Origin of the sequence: Ruegeria sp. HKCCD7255 (assembly GCF_013031565.1) — a bacterium.
Lineage (GTDB): Bacteria > Pseudomonadota > Alphaproteobacteria > Rhodobacterales > Rhodobacteraceae > Ruegeria.
On the sequence record NZ_WQAG01000004.1, the window covers coordinates 41191 to 58308 of the forward strand.

At 60.0% G+C, this 17118-nt stretch carries 16 protein-coding genes; 7 read left to right on the top strand and 9 right to left on the bottom strand.

The window, feature by feature from the left end:
* Window positions 1-178: 178 nt before the first annotated feature.
* Together rpmB and meaB are read right to left on the bottom strand one after the other, a co-directional pair.
* Window positions 179-466 carry a 50S ribosomal protein L28 gene (gene rpmB, locus GOX45_RS09525; RefSeq protein WP_008756960.1) on the bottom strand — a complete coding sequence of 96 codons (288 nt, stop codon included), beginning with the start codon at window positions 464-466 and terminating at the stop codon, window positions 179-181.
* A 191-nt stretch (window positions 467-657) separates the two neighbouring features.
* Window positions 658-1638, bottom strand: coding sequence for a methylmalonyl Co-A mutase-associated GTPase MeaB (gene meaB, locus GOX45_RS09530; protein ID WP_171100260.1), 981 nt, complete (start codon window positions 1636-1638; stop codon window positions 658-660).
* A 113-nt stretch (window positions 1639-1751) separates the two neighbouring features.
* On the opposite strand from meaB, the gene hrpB reads away from it, so the two are divergent.
* Together hrpB and GOX45_RS09540 are read left to right on the top strand one after the other, a co-directional pair.
* The gene (gene hrpB, locus GOX45_RS09535; RefSeq protein WP_171100261.1) at window positions 1752-4205 is read left to right on the top strand and encodes an ATP-dependent helicase HrpB; all 2454 of its coding nucleotides are present in this window, start codon (window positions 1752-1754) and stop codon (window positions 4203-4205) included.
* 74 nt (window positions 4206-4279) lie between these two features.
* Entirely contained in the window at window positions 4280-4738 is a 459-nt protein-coding gene (locus GOX45_RS09540; RefSeq protein WP_171100263.1) for an NUDIX hydrolase, read from the top strand.
* Window positions 4739-4750: 12 nt separating this feature from the next.
* Here the strand turns inward: GOX45_RS09540 and GOX45_RS09545 are convergent, their stop codons facing one another.
* Together GOX45_RS09545 and GOX45_RS09550 are read right to left on the bottom strand one after the other, a co-directional pair.
* Entirely contained in the window at window positions 4751-5728 is a 978-nt protein-coding gene (locus tag GOX45_RS09545) for a 2-dehydropantoate 2-reductase (protein WP_171100265.1), read from the bottom strand.
* Between the two features lie 76 nt (window positions 5729-5804).
* The gene (locus GOX45_RS09550; RefSeq protein WP_171100267.1) at window positions 5805-6767 is read right to left on the bottom strand and encodes a pirin family protein; all 963 of its coding nucleotides are present in this window, start codon (window positions 6765-6767) and stop codon (window positions 5805-5807) included.
* 263 nt (window positions 6768-7030) lie between these two features.
* On the opposite strand from GOX45_RS09550, the gene GOX45_RS09555 reads away from it, so the two are divergent.
* Window positions 7031-7519, top strand: coding sequence for a twin-arginine translocation pathway signal (locus GOX45_RS09555; protein WP_171100269.1), 489 nt, complete (start codon window positions 7031-7033; stop codon window positions 7517-7519).
* Window positions 7520-7524: 5 nt separating this feature from the next.
* Window positions 7525-8115 (top strand): ferric reductase-like transmembrane domain-containing protein, encoded by a 591-nt coding sequence (locus GOX45_RS09560; RefSeq protein ID WP_171100271.1) that lies wholly within the window; start codon window positions 7525-7527, stop codon window positions 8113-8115.
* On the opposite strand, the gene argF is transcribed toward GOX45_RS09560, so the two are convergent.
* A complete protein-coding gene (gene argF / locus GOX45_RS09565; protein WP_171100272.1) occupies window positions 8112-9038 on the bottom strand; it encodes an ornithine carbamoyltransferase in 927 nt (308 codons plus the stop codon). The two genes, GOX45_RS09560 and argF, sit on opposite strands and share 4 nt — an antisense overlap.
* A 78-nt stretch (window positions 9039-9116) precedes the next feature.
* Window positions 9117-10304 carry an aspartate aminotransferase family protein gene (locus GOX45_RS09570; protein WP_171100274.1) on the bottom strand — a complete coding sequence of 396 codons (1188 nt, stop codon included), beginning with the start codon at window positions 10302-10304 and terminating at the stop codon, window positions 9117-9119.
* A gap of 293 nt (window positions 10305-10597) precedes the next feature.
* On the opposite strand from GOX45_RS09570, the gene GOX45_RS09575 reads away from it, so the two are divergent.
* A complete protein-coding gene (locus GOX45_RS09575; protein WP_171100276.1) occupies window positions 10598-11491 on the top strand; it encodes a DMT family transporter in 894 nt (297 codons plus the stop codon).
* Here the strand turns inward: GOX45_RS09575 and GOX45_RS09580 are convergent.
* The gene (locus GOX45_RS09580) at window positions 11473-12276 is read right to left on the bottom strand and encodes an ABC transporter permease (protein ID WP_171100278.1); all 804 of its coding nucleotides are present in this window, start codon (window positions 12274-12276) and stop codon (window positions 11473-11475) included. The genes GOX45_RS09575 and GOX45_RS09580 overlap by 19 nt on opposite strands.
* A 125-nt stretch (window positions 12277-12401) precedes the next feature.
* Here GOX45_RS09580 and GOX45_RS09585 point away from each other — a divergent pair, with 125 nt between their 5' ends.
* A complete protein-coding gene (locus GOX45_RS09585) occupies window positions 12402-12971 on the top strand; it encodes a GcrA family cell cycle regulator (protein WP_171100280.1) in 570 nt (189 codons plus the stop codon).
* Between the two features lie 5 nt (window positions 12972-12976).
* Window positions 12977-13615 carry an NUDIX hydrolase N-terminal domain-containing protein gene (locus tag GOX45_RS09590; RefSeq protein WP_217350355.1) on the top strand — a complete coding sequence of 213 codons (639 nt, stop codon included), beginning with the start codon at window positions 12977-12979 and terminating at the stop codon, window positions 13613-13615.
* Here GOX45_RS09590 and GOX45_RS09595 read toward each other — a convergent pair whose 3' ends face one another.
* Both GOX45_RS09595 and GOX45_RS09600 read right to left on the bottom strand, forming a co-directional pair.
* Window positions 13616-14692, bottom strand: coding sequence for a DUF2235 domain-containing protein (locus tag GOX45_RS09595; RefSeq protein WP_171100282.1), 1077 nt, complete (start codon window positions 14690-14692; stop codon window positions 13616-13618).
* Window positions 14670-16961, bottom strand: coding sequence for a xanthine dehydrogenase family protein molybdopterin-binding subunit (locus GOX45_RS09600; protein ID WP_171100284.1), 2292 nt, complete (start codon window positions 16959-16961; stop codon window positions 14670-14672). The genes GOX45_RS09595 and GOX45_RS09600 overlap by 23 nt, the downstream gene beginning before the upstream one ends.
* Window positions 16962-17118 lie beyond the last annotated feature (157 nt).

The window sequence follows — 17118 nt, forward strand, 5'->3', positions numbered from 1 at the left end:
CTGTCTCCGCTGCTAGAATATGAGCAAACATAACAAACATTCCCCCTTTGTTATGTGAACATCTTCACAGACGCGATCAAACGAGTCCTTTGGAGCACGATCCAGAGAGTCGACCGATCAAAAGAAAAAGCCCCGCACCAGCAGGTACGGGGCCAAAATCTCGATGAAACGAAAGGGTTTACGCCGAAGCTTGCGCCTTGGCGATTTCCTTTTTCACTTTCAGCGCATTTGCCGACAGCTCATCATCCTTGGCTTTCGCCAGGAACGCGTCCAGACCACCGCGGTGATCGACAGAGCGCAGTGCAGCAGCGGAAATGCGCAGCTTGACGCCACGGCCCAGAGTTTCCGACTGCAGCGTAACATCATTCAGATTCGGCAGAAAACGACGACGAGTTCTGTTTTTGGCGTGGCTGACATTGTTGCCAGTCATCGGGCCTTTTCCGGTCAGTTCGCAACGGCGCGACATGGTTTCTTCCTTTGTTTCTAGAGGCCGGGTCAAATACCCTCGGCCAAATCACAAGGGGCGCAACCCGAAGTCGCGCCCGAAAACTGGTTGGATGCGTGTAGTGGGAATCGCGCAGAGGGTCAAGACGGCTGCGGCGAAATCTTTGCCCGATTGCAGAATTCTCTGTTCTACCCCAAACGGACCTTACAGGATCAGGTCTTGGGCACCAGTGTCGCCAGCATTTCAGAGGCCGCTGCCGAGGGGCTGAGCAGCCCCGCACTGACCTGACCGCCCAAGCGCGCCATATCAGCCCGTGCCTGCGCCGTGGACAGCTGCGCCAGCAGGGCTGAGCGTACCTCTTGTTCAAACCAGTATTGCGCCTGTGCAACCCGGTTCTGCGCCCAATGTCCGGTTTCTTTCCGCCAGTTTCGCAAAGCTTGCATCTCGGCCCAGACCAGTTCCAGCCCCTGCTCTTCGACCGCGGAGACCGTCATCGCCTTTGGAAAGCCTTCGGGGTCTTGGGGCCGCTTGCGCAGCAGCCGCAGTGCTCCGGCATAATCCGCACAGGTCCGTGTTGCAGTGGATTTCAAATCGCCGTCGGCCTTGTTGACCAGTATAATGTCAGCCATCTCCATGATGCCGCGCTTGACCCCTTGCAGCTCATCCCCGCCCGCCGGGGCCAGCAACAGCAGGAACAGGTCCGACATCTCGGCCACCACGGTTTCAGACTGGCCGACGCCCACGGTTTCGATCAGCACAACATCAAACCCCGCGGCCTCACACAACGCAATGGCCTCGCGGGTGCGGCGTGCGACGCCGCCCAAATGGCTTTGGCTGGGCGACGGACGGATAAAGGCGTTGGCCTCACGGCTGAGCCGCTCCATCCGCGTCTTGTCGCCCAGTATCGACCCTCCAGACCGGGCCGAGCTTGGATCAACAGCCAGAACCGCCACCCGCAAACCCAGCGCGATCAGCATCATGCCAAAGCTTTCAATAAAGGTGGATTTGCCCACGCCCGGTGTCCCCGACAGCCCGACGCGCAACGCTTGTCGACCTGAACCCGACAGCTTGGCCAGCAGCGCGCTGGCCTTTGCCCGGTGATCCTCGCGCCCGCTTTCGACCAGAGTGATCGCTCGGGCCAGCGCGCGCCGTTCACCGTTCAAGATCCTGTCGCTCAGGCTGTCTATGTCCATGGGGCCCTCGTTTGACTGCGGCACGACACCTTGTGGTCGCTCAGCCGAAAATGTCCAGCCCCGCGCCGCGATGCAATCTGGACGCCACCGGATGGATTGCGGATAAAGCGACCATGTCACCGCGCCTGCCCATAGATGATGCCCTGCCCGAGCTGTTGGACGCCCTCAAGGCCCACAAGCGCGCCGTTCTGCAAGCGCCCCCCGGAGCAGGCAAAACCACACGGGTTCCTCTGGCCATGCTTGAGGCCGGTCTGTGCGAAGGCAAGATCCTGATGCTGGAACCCCGCCGTCTTGCCGCGCGCGCCGCCGCTGAACGCATGGCCGACACCCTGAATGAACGCGCGGGTGAAACCGTGGGTTATCGCGTGCGAGGGGAGGCCAAAACTTCAACCAAGACCCGGATCGAGGTTGTGACCGAAGGCATCCTGACCCGCATGCTGCAATCCGACCCTCACCTGCCCGGCATTGGTGCGGTGATCTTTGACGAGTTCCACGAACGCTCCTTGAATGCCGATCTGGGACTGGCGCTCTGCCTTGAGGTGGCCGACGCGCTGCGCGACGATCTGATCCTGCTGGCGATGTCGGCGACGCTGGATGCCGAACCCGTGGGTCGGCTGATGAACGCGCCTGTGGTCACTTCGGCCGGGCGCAGTTTCGACGTCGATCTGCGCTGGCTCGAGCGCCCGCTGGGCCCCAAGGCGCGCCGTTTGGACGCTCTGGTCGATTTGGTTGTTCAAGCCGAACGCGATACGCGCGCCATGGGCGGCGGGATTCTGGTCTTTCTGCCCGGCGAAGGTGAGATCCGGCGCGCCGAGGGGGCTTTGACCCAGCTGCTGCCGGACAGGTGCCAGGTTCATCCCTTGTTTGGTGCCCTGCCCTTTGCCGCCCAGCGCGCGGCTATTGCCCCGGCTAAAACCGGCCGCAAGGTGGTGTTGGCTACGTCGATCGCCGAAACCTCATTGACGTTGCCTGATATTCGCGTCGTCGTCGATATGGGCCAATCGCGTCGGGCGCGGTTCGATCCGGGCTCGGGCATGTCGCGTCTGATCACCGAAAAGGTGACCCGCGCCGAAGCCACGCAACGCGCCGGGCGCGCGGGGCGTGTGGCCGAAGGTGCGTGTTACCGGCTGTGGTCCAAAGGCGAAGACGGCGCGATGGCCGCCTTTCCGCCCGCCGAGATCGAGGCGGCCGATCTGACCGGCCTTGCCCTGGAATTGGCGCTTTGGGGCAGCGAACCGGGTGATCTGGCCTTTCTGACGCAGCCGCCTGAGGGTGCTTTTGCCGAAGCGCGTGGCCTGTTGCACATGCTGGGCGCTTTGGACAGCAACGGGCGTATCACTGATCACGGGCGGGCGCTGGCGGCGCTGCCGTTGCATCCAAGATTGGGCCATATGCTGGTCGCTGCGGGCTCTGCTGCGGCCCCGCTGGCCGCCTTGATGGCGGAACGCGACCCACTGAAAGGTGCCCCAAGCGACCTCTCGTTGCGCCTTGAGGCCCTGCGCGATCCCCGTGCATTTCAGCGCAATCGTCCCTGGCAGGTTCATGCGGGCGCGGTTGACCGGATCACATCGGAAACCAAACGCCTGCGGGCCCAGACCAAGGGGCAAGGGCCTTATCTGTCACCTGCCGCCATGGCCGCGTTGGCCTATCCAGATCGGGTCGGACAGCGGCGCAAGGGCGACGCACCGCGGTATGTCCTGTCGGGCGGAAAGGGCGTTGTGCTCGACAATGCAGACACCATGGCCGCCGCGCCCTTTCTGGTGGTGATCGACACCGACGGAAACCCGCGTGAGGCGCGTGTCAGGTTGGCTGCCCAGATCACCGAAGGAGAGTTACGCGCGCTCTTTGCCGATCAGATTACCTGGCACAAGATGTGCAGCTGGTCCAAACGGGATCGGCGCGTGGCGGCGCGGCAGCAGGAACGGTTCGGTGCGATCAATCTGGATGACCGTATCTGGAAAGACGTTCCCGAAGATGCCGTTGCCAAGGCCATGCTGGACGGTGTGCTTGATCTGGGCCTGCGCTTGAAAGGCCCTGCGGCGCGGCTTGCCGCGCGGGTGGAGTTGGTGCGTGCCTCAGGTGTTGAATTGCCCGATTTCTCACCCGAAGGTTTGATGGAAAATCTGGAAAGCTGGCTGCTGCCGATGCTGACCGGCGTCCGCAGTGCCGACGATTGGAAGCAGTTCGATCTGCTGCCCGCGCTGCGCGCCCGGCTGGACTGGTCTCAGACGCAAGAGCTGGACCGCCGCGCGCCCGGGTCGTTTGAAACGCCGCTGGGGCGCAAGATCCCCATTTCCTATGACCATGCTGTTCCCGAAATCGCGGTCCGCCTGCAAGAGGTCTTTGGCGTCACGCAGCATCCCCAAATCGGCGATCAACCGTTGAAGATCACATTGCTGTCGCCCGCCCAGCGACCCATACAGATCACACGTGACCTTCCGGGGTTCTGGGCCGGGTCCTATGCGGATGTACGCAAGGATATGCGCGCGCAATATCCCAAACATCCCTGGCCCGAAGACCCAACGCAGGCCGACCCGACCCTGCGCGCAAAACGCCGTCGTGGTTGAGCGGTTGTGCAACCGGAACCAGACCGCTATGACGCTAGGTCAATGCCTTAACGGCGCGTGTTCAGCTGACTCAAATGGCCAAGAAACTGCGAAAAATACTGCAAAAGGTCGTGCGGCCCATGATCCTGCGCCCCAAACGGGTGCAGTTCGCGGCGCTATGCACCCGAAAGAAGAAAAGTCAGACCCAAGTTCTGCTGATCACCAGCCGCGATACCGGGCGCTGGGTAATCCCAAAGGGCTGGCCCATTGACGGGCTGGACGGTGCAGGATCAGCTGCGCAAGAGGCCTGGGAAGAGGCAGGCGTGCGGATCACAGCCTCTGACACCATACCGATGGGTCACTTCACCTATGACAAGGTGCTCAAGGACGGCTCGGCAGTGCCGGTTCGAACCACGGTGTACCGTGTGCACGTAAAGGAGTTGGCCGACGAGTTTCCCGAGGCGGGCCAGAGAGAGCGAGAATGGGTAACGCCGCAAGAGGCAGCGAAACGCGTGCACGAGCCAGAGCTGAGCGCCATACTGCGGACGCTCTGAAGCGCGTTTGCCTTAGAATGCGCGTATTTTCTCCGGCGTCATCGGATCACCGCGCGCCTGCAGGATCAGATCGGCCACACGGCTGCAGAGCGGTGCGCTAACCCCGTTTTGGGCGGCCAGCCGAATAATCTCGCCTTGCAGGCTGTCGATTTCTGTCACACGCCCTGCCATCATGTCATAGGCCATCGAGGTTCTGGCCTCGGGATCAACAGTCAGCATTTTGGATGCGATCCTGGAAAACAATGGCGTTGGCAATCGCAATATATGGGGCACCATCCAGGCCGGTACGGGGGTTGTCGACGCAACCGCTAGCCCGGCGGTTTTCAAAACCCCCAAAGCCTCGGCCATTTGGTCCGCCATCAATCGACGCCAACCCGGGTCCATCAGTTGCGCACGCACCGTCAGGCCGGACAGCGCGTTCAGGGCATTGTTGAGGTTCACCACCAGCTTGCCCCATTGCACCGCTTCGATCCGGTTGCTGGCGCTTATCGGAAGATCCGGGCAAGACAAACGCGTGGGCAAATCCCCGGCACCATCCTCGATCACGATATCCCCCGAGGTCGCGCGGTGATAGGATGCCACCCCTTTCGGAACAACGTTGAAGGGCACCATCCCGGCCCTGACATCTCGGGTTTTCAATGTGTTACGCAAAATTCGAGCGCTCTCCATCCCATTTTGTAGCGAAATTACTGGCGCGGTCGCCGGTGCATATTGCGCGATCAGGTTGGCCATATCGGCGGTTGCACCTGTCTTGACGGTCACAAGCACAAGGTCGGCATCGGCCAAATCTGTTGGATCCTCGGTCAGGGACAGCAAATTGGTGGGGATTACCTGATGCTGCCCCGCAAAGTCGGTGATCTTCAACCCGTGGCTGCGGATCGCATCCAGCACCCGCGCGCGGCCCAACAACATCACGTCCTGACCAGAATGTGCCAGGCACCCTCCGACATAGCACCCAATGCTGCCCGCCCCGGCAATCGCGATTTTCATGGCGCCCTCCCTGAACTCCTCACAGGATTACCGGGACATGGCACAGAGACAAGCCGCAGGCGCGATGACGTGGCGTTTACCGCGCCAATCGCGGCTTTGTGCGCTCAAGTTCTGCAGAAATCGGAATGAACTCCTGATCGTCACCCGGCGGCAAATGGAAGGCCCCGTTGGCCCAATCCGCCTGTTTCCACTCCCGCGTTGCGGTTTCGATCTTTTCTTTCGAGGACGACACAAAATTCCACCAGATATAGCGGTCTTCGTTCAACGTGGCACCGCCCAGCAGCATCAGCCGCGCCCCCAGCGGACCAGCGGTCACAGACAGCTTGTCACCGGGGCGAAACACCATCATGCGACCGGCATCAAAGCTGTCCCCTGCGACTTCGACAGAGCCTTGCGTGACATAGACACCGCGATCTTCATGATCATCCGGCAGAGGAAAGGACGCGCCCGGTTCAAGCTGAACATCCAGATAGAAGGTTTCCGACAGCATGGTTACAGGGCTCGTTTCGCCATAGGCCGAGCCGAGGATCAGCCGTGCGCTGATACCGGCATCTTGAATATGCGGCAAAGCCCGCTGCTTGTGATGCTCGAAATCAGGGGCCATATCCTCATGCGCTTCGGGCAAAGCGATCCAGGTCTGAATACCGAAAAGCTTGTTCTGCCGCGCGCGGGTCTCGGCGCTGGTCCGCTCGGAATGCGTGACCCCGCGCCCGGCGACCATCCAATTAACCTCTCCGGGATAGATCATCTGATGTGTGCCGATGCTGTCGCGATGTTCAAACTCACCCTGATAGAGGTAGGTCACCGTGCCCAATCCGATATGCGGATGCGGACGGACATCGATACCGCCTTCGGTGATGAACTCGGCAGGACCCATCTGATCAAAGAAAATAAACGGCCCAACCAGTTGGCGTTTGACGGACGGTAACGCGCGACGCACTTCGAAGCCGCCCAGATCCCGGGCGCGTGGGATGATCAGTGTGTCCAAAGCCGTGTTCTGCGATTGGCAATCCGGGCTGTGGGTGGGGTTCCAACTCATGTCTGCACTCCGATGACCTCAAGGTTAACGTTCGCTTGTGCATGATATAGCGTAGATATCACCATTTCCATTCGCACAAACGCACAGAAACGGTGCGCTTCGCGTTATCAACCGCCCCGGCGCTGACAGATTGGACTGCAAACAATGGCCAAAGTGTTCACGATTTTGGGCGCAGTCTCGGAATGCGCACCCATCGTGCTAAACTCTAACCAACCGCTTGGCAGGAACCGGGCGTGGGACATCATATGAGGAAAGAACCTGGCATGACCGCTGTTTCATACTCTCGTCGTTCTTTGATGGCTGCCGGAGGCGCAGCGCTGGCTGCAGGTGCCTCGGGCCTTTTGATGCCAGCCCGCGCAAGTGGGTTGGCACCTACCCCAACAATGCGAGGTGGCGCAAACAACTATCGCCCCGGCGCGCCGATTGTGGAGCGCATCGGCGGTGGTGGATTCTGGATGACAGGAACCGTGCGGCGTGCAGGTGATGGAGCCCCCCTGCCCAATCAGCGTATCCAGATCTGGGCGCATACCACCGAAGGCCATGAGCGTGATCCGCAGAGCCACGGGGCCACGCTGACTGATGCCGACGGCGCGTTTCGGCTTGAGATGCCGCAGATTGTCCCCGCCTTTGGCCAACCGCATGGCCATCTGGCCTATGACAGTGGTGAGTTCGAGACGGTGTTCCTGCGCCCTGTCATGTCCAGTGCGCGCGACAAGACGCTTGCGGCGCATTTTGTGTTGCAACCCTTGTAATCTTCATGCGCGTTGTCATCTGGGCGGGTTTGAGCACCGCCCTTCTGGTGCCAGTCGTCACAGCCGCCTTCAGCCCCTATCTGGCTTGGCGTGAGCCGATCTATATCATCGCAGGCTTTGCAGGCATTCTTGGGATGTGCCTGCTCTTGCTTCAACCTTTGCTGGCCGGGCGTTGGCTGCCCGGGCTGTCACCGGTGACAAGCCGCCACTGGCACCGGTGGTGTGGTCTTGCGCTTGTGGCGATGATCCTGGTGCATGTGGGCGGGTTGTGGATCACAAGCCCGCCGGATGTGGTGGACGCCCTTTTGTTTGTATCCGCCACGCCCTTTTCCGCCTGGGGCGTCATCGCGATGTGGGCCGGGTTTGCCGCCGCGCTGATGGGGATGTTGCGCCAACGTCTGTCCTTGCGGTTTCGGGTCTGGCGCTTGGGTCACGCGGCACTGGCCATCGTGACCATTCTGGGCAGTGTCGTCCATGCGCTGCTGATTGAAGGCACGATGGAGATCATGTCCAAGTTTGCGCTTTGCGCCCTTGTTGTAGCGGCGAGCGCAGCGACGCTCGCCAAACTGCGTGTGTGGGACGTCAAACGGCGTTAGGCGCCCAGGCACCAGCGCATCACCGCCTTTTGCGCATGCAGGCGGTTTTCTGCCTCATCGAAGATGACCGAGTTCGGGCCGTCCATGACCTCGGATGTTGCCTCTTCTTCGCGATGCGCGGGCAGGCAATGCATGAACAAAGCGTCAGGCTTGGCATGCGACATCAATTCAGTATTCACCTGATAGGGGCGCAGCATGTTATGACGACGCTCTTTCGCCGATTGGGAATCATGCATCGACACCCAGGTGTCGGCCACGACCAGATCAGCCCCTTCTACGGCTTTGAACGGGTCGCGTTCGATCTGGATTGTTGAACCCTTCTGGCGCGCGAAACCCATGAACTCTTCTTCAGGATCCAGTTGAGCCGGACCGCTAAAGGTCAGATCAAAACCGAACTGACCTGCCGCGTGCAGGAATGAGGCGCAGACATTGTTGCCGTCACCGGTCCAGACCACTTTCTTTCCTTTGATCGGGCCGCGATGCTCCTCAAAGGTCAAGACATCCGCCATGATCTGGCAGGGATGGGTGCGGTCGGTCAGGCCGTTGATCACCGGTACGTCCGAATATTCGGCCATCTCGGTCAGGATCGTCTCATCAAAGGTGCGGATCATGATCATATCGACATAGCGCGACAGCACACGGGCGGTGTCGGCGATGGTTTCACCATGACCCAACTGCATGTCCTTGCCCGAAAGCACCATGGTCTGCCCCCCCATCTGACGCACGCCCACGTCAAAAGACACGCGTGTACGGGTTGAGGGTTTTTCAAAGATCAGGGCAACCATGCGATCCTTGAGCGGCTGGTCATCATCAGGGGCCGCTTTGGGCCTGCCAAGACGCGCCTGTTTCATCGTGCTGGCCTGATCGATCATCGACCGCAATGCGCCTGCGTCGGTTTTGTGGATATCGAGGAAGTGGTTCATATCGTGTCACTTTTGGCAATGGGTGGCGGGTGGGGGCCAGCCCCCACACCCCCGCCGTATTTCAAACAAGAAGAAGGGTCAGACAGCAGCCAGCGTGCTTTCGACCTGCGCCGCGGTTTTTTCCAAACGGATCAAGGCCTGAGCGATTTCATCCTCGCTGACGTTCAGGGGTGGCAACAGGCGCACAACGTTGTCAGCGGCTAGGACGGTTATGATCTGGTTATCAAACCCCGCGCTGACCACATCCGTATTGGCCACCTTGCATTTCAGACCAAGCAACAAGCCCGCGCCCCGCACCTCTTCGAAGACGTCCGGGTGATCGGCCACCAGCCCTTCCAGTTTCTGGCGTAGCAACCCGCCCTTGCGGCGCACACCTTCCAGAAAGGCCGGCGTCGCAACCTGCTCGATCACAGCGTTTCCCACAGCACAGCCCAAGGGATTGCCGCCATAGGTCGAGCCATGGGTGCCTACCGTCATGCCCGAGGCGGCCTCTTCTGTAGCCAGAACAGCACCCAAAGGGAAACCCCCGCCAATGCCTTTGGCGGACATCATGATATCGGGGGTCACCCCGGCCCATTCATGGGTAAAGAGCTTACCGGTTCTGCCGATACCGCATTGGATCTCATCGAAAATCAGCAGCAGGCCGTTTTCGTCACAGATTTGGCGCAGGGCTTTCAATTCGGCATCGGGAACAACGCGAATGCCGCCCTCGCCCTGGATCGGTTCGATCATGATGGCCGCGGTGTTTTCCGTGATCGCGTTGGTGACGCCATCCAGATCTCCCAATGGCACTTGCACAAAGCCGGGCAGCGCAGGTCCAAAGCCTTTGCTGATCTTCTCGGACCCTGTGGCCGCCATCCCGGCCGAAGACCGGCCGTGAAAGGCGCCCTCGAAAGTGATGATTTCGATCTTTTCGGGATGGCCTTTGTCATAGAAATACTTGCGCGCCATTTTCACCGCCAATTCGCAGGACTCAGTACCCGAATTGGTGAAAAACACGGTGTCAGCAAAGGAATGCTCGACCAGTTTGTCTGCGAGCGCCTGCTGTTGCGGAATGTGATACAGGTTCGAGACATGCCACAGCGTATGAGCCTGCTCGCTGAGTGCGGCGGCAAGCGCAGGATGGGCGTGGCCCAGCGCGTTCACCGCGATCCCGGCGCCGAAATCCAGAAAACGTCGCCCGTCTGCCTCGGTCAGCCAGGTGCCTTCGCCCTTCACAAAGGTCAGGGGCGCACGGTTATAGGTCGGCAGAACGGACGGGATCATCGGATCATCCTTTTCAGATTTCTTGAGCCTCGTGAGTGAAACACTCGGCCCATCTTCGTCAATATATTTGGTGAGGATCGTGCCGCATAATCAGCACAAAAGATCAAAAAACGCCGGTTACGCGTAAAAGCGTCGACGTCGGAGGCGTAGGATATGTGCAAGTTTGACCATGGAGCGGCGTATAAACGGGCCCGGCCTGTGTGAAAACCCCAAATCTTTCAACGGGCAAAATTTCAACCTGAGACGTGACTTTCAGGCTTGCCATTTGGCAAGCGCTGGCGCACCGGTGGCAGATGTTTGTTGCCAAGGCCCATAACCCGCCGCTTGCGGCTGTCTTGATATTTGCGGCCAGCGCATTGCTTGCCGCCACCACCCTTCTGGCCAAAGCCTTGGGAACCGATGCGTTGGGCCCTGCGATGCATCCGATGCAGATCAGCCATGGCCGATTTCTGTTTGCCTTCGTTGTGATCGCAAGCGCCGTGGGCGTGCTGCGCCCAAAACTGGTGCGCCCGCATTGGGGGCTGCATGTGGGGCGCACGAGCTTTGGCTGGCTGGGCATCACACTGATATTTGCTTCGGTCGCCTTTATCCCGATTGCCGATGCCACCGCGATTTCTTTCCTGAACCCGGTTTTCGCCATGGTCTTGGCTATCCCGCTTCTGAAGGAGCGGATTGGCCCATGGCGCTGGCTGGCCGCCGCCGTCGCCCTGGCGGGTGCACTGATCCTGTTGCGTCCAACCCCCGCCAGCTTTCAACCCGCTGCGCTTTTGGCTCTGACCGCCGCGATGGTGATCGGGATGGAGCTGATCTTTATCAAGAAGCTTTCGGGCCGCGAGCCGCCGATCCAGATCTTACTGATCAATAACTCGATGGGCCTGGTGATCGCGTCTATTGCGGTGAGCTTTGTGTTTCAGATGCCAACGCCCGCGCAATGGGCGGCGCTGGCCGCAATTGGTGTGCTTATGGCCTGCGCGCAGGCCTGTTTCGTAAACGGCATGGCCCGGGCCGATGCGTCTTTTGTAGCGCCGATCAGTTATGCGACACTGATCTTTGCCGCATTGTACGACTTTGCGGTTTTCGACGTCATCCCCGACGGCGTCAGCCTGATCGGCTCTGCCATCATCCTGACTGGTGGTCTGATCCTGGTCTGGCGCGAAGCCCGTCAGCGTCAGGCTTTGAGCCGATAGCCTGTGCGGATCATCTGCCAGGTGACGGCGCAGACCAACAAGGTCGCCAGGGTACAGACGAGAAAGCCCAGCATTGGCGCGCTGTCGGATACTCCGATCATGCCGTACCGTAGCCCGTCGATCAGATAGAAGACCGGGTTGACGTGGCTCAGGCGGTTCAGCAACGGTGGCAATGCCTCGACCGAGTAGAAGGTTCCGGACAGAAAGGCCAAAGGGGTAACGATGAAATTGGTGATCGCGGCCATCTGATCGAACTTATTGGCGAATATCCCGGCAAACAATCCCAGCGCCCCCATGAAAGCACCCCCAAGCGCAACAAAGACCAGCGCAATCAGTGGATGTTGCGGCACAATGCCCAGCACAAGCGCCAGGGCGCTGGCAACCACCAGCGCGATCAGAACGCCCCGCGCGATACCTCCGGCCAGATAGCCCAGCAGGATCTCAAGCGGTGAGAGGGGCGGCATAAGTGTATCAACGATATTGCCTTGCACCTTCGAAATCACCATCGACGACGAGGTATTGGCAAAGGCGTTCTGAATCACCGTCATCATCACGATGCCGGGGGCCAGAAAGGTCAGAAACGGCACGCCCATCACATCAGATCGGCCGGGACCGATGGCGATATTGAAGATCAGCAGGAACAATCCCGCTGTCACCAAAGGGGCCAGCAGGGTTTGCGTCCAGACCGACAGAAAACGAAAGGTCTCGCGCTGTGCCAGCGTGTAAAGGCCCATCCAATTCACCGCGCCAAAGCGGCGCGCTTCCTGATCCATGAGATTTTGCATGTGCTGCGCTTACCTGATTCGAAGACCGCTTGTAACTCGGGCCGCAGTGATTAGAATAGGGCGCTGAGACGATTTCCCAAGGCGGCCCGAATCCGGGGCCGCTTTCCGCTTTTGAAAGGCAAATGATGTCCTGGACTGACGAGCGTGTAGAGCTGCTGAAAAAGATGTGGGGCGAGGGCCAGTCGGCCAGCCAGATCGCCAAAGAACTGGGTGGCGTGACCCGCAATGCGGTGATCGGCAAGGTCCACCGTCTGGGCCTGTCGAACCGCGCCACCGGCGCAACCCCGGCCAAGGCCGAGCCGAAGGAGAAACCGGCCCCCGCGCCCAAGGCCGAGGCCAAGCCAAAGCCCGCACCCAAGACCGAACCCGCACGCCCAGTTCCTGCCCCCGAAGCGAAACCCGCAACCCCGGCCCGCCGTCAGATCATCCCGGCCGGTCAACCGCTGCCGCCGCAGCCCTCGGCCAACGAGATCAGCCCCGAGGCGCTGGCCAAGGTCAACGAGGTCGAGAAAAAGGCCAAGAAGCTGACGCTGATGGAGTTGACCGAGAAGACCTGCAAATGGCCGGTGGGTGACCCAGCGACCGAGGATTTCTGGTTCTGTGGTCTGCCGGTTGAGGCGGGCAAGCCCTATTGCGAAGCGCATGTGGGTGTCGCCTTCCAACCCATGAGCTCGCGCCGCGACCGTCGCCGGTAACCCCGATGCGCCAGGATCCGACAGCGATCGAGGAGACCTGGCTGGCACGCGCAAAAAGGCTTCTGGCGCTGGCCGAAACCGGCCAGCATTTTATCGAGAACCCATTCGACCGGGAACGCTATGACGAAATTGCAGTCATTGCGCGTTCCATGCTGGCTGATCTGGGGCGGGTGCCGCTTGCGCATATTGAAGGGCTGATCCCGAAGCACACTGCCGGTTATGCCACACCCAGCGTCGACATTCGTGGCGCGGTCATCCGGGACGGATGCATTCTTCTGGTGCGCGAGCGTAGTGACGGGAAATGGGCGATGCCGGGCGGATTTGCCGATATTGGAAGCTCGCCCGCTGAAAACATCGAACGCGAGGTTTGGGAAGAAGCTGGCCTCAGAGTAGAGGCGCGCCAGCTTTATGCCCTGCGTCATAAGGCGCGTCATCCCTATCCGGCAGATGCGCGGGATTTCTACAAACTGTTCTTTCTGTGCGATCCACTAAACAGCGGTGAACCAAAGCCTGGAACAGAAACCAGCGACCTTGCCTTCTTTGCCTCGGATGCCCTGCCCGAGCTGTCGCTTACGCGCAATATTCCAGCTGACATCCAGGCTGCCTTCTCGGCCAATACCGGCCACCCGACAACATTTGATTGATCAGTGAACTTGCTGCGAAAGCAAATCCGGCGTCTGTACCCAGCCGGGCAGCTCGTCCAATGACACCGAGTCGTGCAGGCTTTCTGACCGGTCACGTCCAACCTTGCGATGCTTGCGCAGCAAAAAGATCTTTCCCCAGCCCCGCCACGTCCCCACCGAACGGGCCGCGGCATCGACGGGAAATCGGTCGCGCCAGCCTTCGGGCAGAGGCAGACCGTGCAGCTCGGCCTTGTCCAGCATCCAGATCAACGAGATATTGCTCAGCGGTCGGGCCTCTTCAAAGCCGTTCAGCTGGCCACCCACATCCCCATGCGTACCGCGAAACCAGACCTGTTCGATATGTCCTTTGAAGTCGGGTGTGCATTTCCATAACACGGGCTCGAACACCTCGCGGGTCTCGTCCAGCGCCATTGCGTGGTAACCATGACGCGTGGCGGGCCCAAGTTGGTGGTTGTGGAAAGAATGACGTTCTTCGGCCCAGCGCCACAATAACGGCAAGCGTAGCCCCAGCGCCTTGACGGTGTCCCAGACCCCGACCATTTCGATCGCCACGTCCTCATGACAAAACGCCTGACTGAAGGCTGCCGCAGCCTTGCCATGCGAATTGCATTCATAGTGGCGGTAGGCCTGCTTGATATTGCGAACCGTGGCGTGCTCGGCCTTGAGCAGGCCGATCTCATCTATGACACCCGCCAGGCTGCGGACGCCATAGGCGCCACGCGAGTAGCCAATGAAAAAGATCTTGTCGCCGGGTTTGTAGCGCGATGCCAGATACCCGTAAGCCCGCCGGATCTGACGGTTGATACCGCGCCCCATCATCACGTCGAGCGAGGATTTCCAGCTTTCCCACTGCACACCGGATTCGTAGAAGACCGAAACCTTGCTGCCCATCTCGCTACACAACCGCAGCGTTTGGCCTGCATGGGTCTCATAGCCAGGCTCCAACGTGGACATGGTGCCGTCCAGAATGATTACGTGGCTGATGGGTTCGCGGTGGCGCGTTTCTGTTGAATGCTCGGACCGCAGAGGCCGTCCGAGCCATCCCAGTACCTTTCTACTCAGCCGCGACAGAACCATGCGTCAGCAATTCCCATACTCGATGGGGTGTGAAAGGCATGTCAGCCTGCCGCACCCCGTAATCCCAGAGCGCATCCTGAACCGCATTCGCAACCGCAGCCAGTGCGCCCACGGTGCCTGCCTCGCCACAGCCTTTCATCCCCATCGGGTTGGCGGTTGACGGTACCGGCGCCGAGGTAAACTCAATCATGGGTATGTCTACCGCGCGGGGCAAGGCGTAATCCATGAACGAAGCCGTGAGCGGTTGCCCGCTTTCGTCATGCACAACATGCTCGGTCAAGGCCTGGCCGATACCCTGCACCACCCCGCCATGCACTTGACCTTCGGCCAACATCGGGTTGATCAAATTACCAAAATCATCGACCACCACATAGCGATCGACCCAGGTTTCGCCGGTGTAAGAATCTATCACGATTTCGGCAACATGCGCGCCATTTGGAAAGCTGCGCGCCTCAAGCGTCGCGCGTGCCTGATGCTGCAACAGGTCGTCGCGCCCATCGGCACGGGCCATCTCGGCCACCTCGATCAGAGTCGGTGTCAGGTTCGAGCCCGGCGCACGGAATGTCTCATGATCAAAGCTGATATCCTCCTCTGCGACACCGATCTTGTCCGCCAGATATGCCGAGAATGCCGATACCATCCGGTCAACAGTCACCAGTGTTGCGTTGCTTTGTGTCGTCACTGAGCGTGACCCGCCGGTACCACCCCCTTGCGCCATGAGATCAGAATCACCCTGTAAAACGCGGATCCGGTCCGCGGGGATGCCCGTCTGATCCGACAGGAAATGGGTATAGACCGTCTCATGCCCCTGCCCGTTTGACTGGGTGCCGACGTAAAGGTTCACGGTCCCATCCTCGCAAAATTCGACCTTTGCGCCTTCGGAAGGGTCACCCAGAATGCTTTCGATATAGTAGCACAGGCCCTGCCCACGGATCAGACCGTGTTCCGCATCCGCAGCCTTGCGGGCGGCGAACCCTGCGACCTGTGCGCCTGCGCGCGACAGAACCATGTCGAAATCGCCCACGTCATAGGTCTCACCCGTGGCCGAGACATAGGGGAAATTGCCAGGACGGATGAAGTTCTTGCGCCGCAGCTCCCACGGATCAACGCGCAGCTCACGCGCCGCGCGATCCATAACACGCTCCAGCACATAGATCGCTTCGGGACGACCGGCACCACGATAGGCATCAACCTGGGTGGTGTTGGTAAAGAAGCCCTCGACCCGCAAATAGGTGGTCTGCACATCATAAACGCCCATCAACACCTTGCTGAACAACGAGGTTTGGATGGCCTGTGCAAAATGGCTGTTATATGCGCCAAGATTGATCTTGCTGTGGACTCGATAGGCCATGATCTTGTGATCAGCGTCAAAGGCCAGCTCGGCCAACGAGGTCAAATCACGCCCGTGATGGTCCGACACCATCGCCTCGGACCGGTCCGACATCCAATGCACCGCTTGGCCCAGCTTGATCGCCGCAGCGGCGACTGAGAAATATTCGGGATAGGGCATCGCCTTCATCCCGAACCCACCGCCAACGTCACCTGTGGTCACGCGGATGGCTTCAGCATCCAGTTTCAGTTTCTGAACCAGCTGCGCTTTCATCCCCCAGACGCCCTGACCGCCATAGGAAAAGTGCAACCGACCATCGACCCAATTGGCCTGACACCCGCGCGGTTCGATTGAGCTGGCGATGACCCGGTTGTCAGCCACATCAAGCGCGACAGTATGCGCCGCCGCGTCGAACGCGGCCTGCGTGGCTTCGGCATCACCCAGATCCCAGTCAAAGGCGCGGTTATCCGGCGCCTCTGGGTGCAAGGTCACGCCGCCCGATTCCACATCCAATTTGACCGGCAAGTCATTGGTTTCCAATTCGATAACCTCGACGGCATCACGGGCCTGCGCAAGCGTTTCGGCGATGACGACCGCCACGGGCTCACCCACGAAACGCACACGATCCTTGGCCAGCATATGACGCTCGGGCGCGGCAGCTTTGGTACCATCCCGGTTGGGAACCGTGGCCGCGTTCATCACTGTGTCGACACCAGCAGCGGCCAGATCCTCCAACGTCATCACCAATCGTACGCCTTCGGCCTGGCGAGCCGCCTCAAGGTCCAACGCGGTAATCTCGGCATGCGCCACAGGGCTACGCAGAAAGGCAGCGTACAGAGCGCCTTCGGGCACGATATCATCCATGTAGCTGCCTGCCCCGGTCAGAAACCGTTGATCTTCGACCCGGATAACGGGTTGGCTTTTGCCGAACTTTTCCATTGGGGAATCCCTAGCCTGCTTTCTGCATGTGCAGCCTAGCTTGGCGGTTGCTCATGTCCAGTGGCAGCAGAAAATCCATTGCGGTGGTCTGAATACGACATTGATGTCTCGAATGCGCGTAGCGCGATGGCTTGCGCCGGTTCTACGCTCCTCAATA

What these genes read in the sequence shown, in the direction of transcription:
- rpmB (WP_008756960.1), bottom strand. Translation starts at nt 466, where the DNA reads ATGTCGCGCCGTTGCGAACTGACCGGAAAAGGCCCGATGACTGGCAAC.
- meaB (WP_171100260.1), bottom strand. Translation starts at nt 1,638, where the DNA reads ATGGACATAGACAGCCTGAGCGACAGGATCTTGAACGGTGAACGGCGC.
- hrpB (WP_171100261.1), top strand. Translation starts at nt 1,752, where the DNA reads ATGTCACCGCGCCTGCCCATAGATGATGCCCTGCCCGAGCTGTTGGAC.
- GOX45_RS09540 (WP_171100263.1), top strand. Translation starts at nt 4,280, where the DNA reads ATGGCCAAGAAACTGCGAAAAATACTGCAAAAGGTCGTGCGGCCCATG.
- GOX45_RS09545 (WP_171100265.1), bottom strand. Translation starts at nt 5,728, where the DNA reads ATGAAAATCGCGATTGCCGGGGCGGGCAGCATTGGGTGCTATGTCGGA.
- GOX45_RS09550 (WP_171100267.1), bottom strand. Translation starts at nt 6,767, where the DNA reads ATGAGTTGGAACCCCACCCACAGCCCGGATTGCCAATCGCAGAACACG.
- GOX45_RS09555 (WP_171100269.1), top strand. Translation starts at nt 7,031, where the DNA reads ATGACCGCTGTTTCATACTCTCGTCGTTCTTTGATGGCTGCCGGAGGC.
- GOX45_RS09560 (WP_171100271.1), top strand. Translation starts at nt 7,525, where the DNA reads ATGCGCGTTGTCATCTGGGCGGGTTTGAGCACCGCCCTTCTGGTGCCA.
- argF (WP_171100272.1), bottom strand. Translation starts at nt 9,038, where the DNA reads ATGAACCACTTCCTCGATATCCACAAAACCGACGCAGGCGCATTGCGG.
- GOX45_RS09570 (WP_171100274.1), bottom strand. Translation starts at nt 10,304, where the DNA reads ATGATCCCGTCCGTTCTGCCGACCTATAACCGTGCGCCCCTGACCTTT.
- GOX45_RS09575 (WP_171100276.1), top strand. Translation starts at nt 10,598, where the DNA reads ATGTTTGTTGCCAAGGCCCATAACCCGCCGCTTGCGGCTGTCTTGATA.
- GOX45_RS09580 (WP_171100278.1), bottom strand. Translation starts at nt 12,276, where the DNA reads ATGCAAAATCTCATGGATCAGGAAGCGCGCCGCTTTGGCGCGGTGAAT.
- GOX45_RS09585 (WP_171100280.1), top strand. Translation starts at nt 12,402, where the DNA reads ATGTCCTGGACTGACGAGCGTGTAGAGCTGCTGAAAAAGATGTGGGGC.
- GOX45_RS09590 (WP_217350355.1), top strand. Translation starts at nt 12,977, where the DNA reads ATGCGCCAGGATCCGACAGCGATCGAGGAGACCTGGCTGGCACGCGCA.
- GOX45_RS09595 (WP_171100282.1), bottom strand. Translation starts at nt 14,692, where the DNA reads ATGGTTCTGTCGCGGCTGAGTAGAAAGGTACTGGGATGGCTCGGACGG.
- GOX45_RS09600 (WP_171100284.1), bottom strand. Translation starts at nt 16,961, where the DNA reads ATGGAAAAGTTCGGCAAAAGCCAACCCGTTATCCGGGTCGAAGATCAA.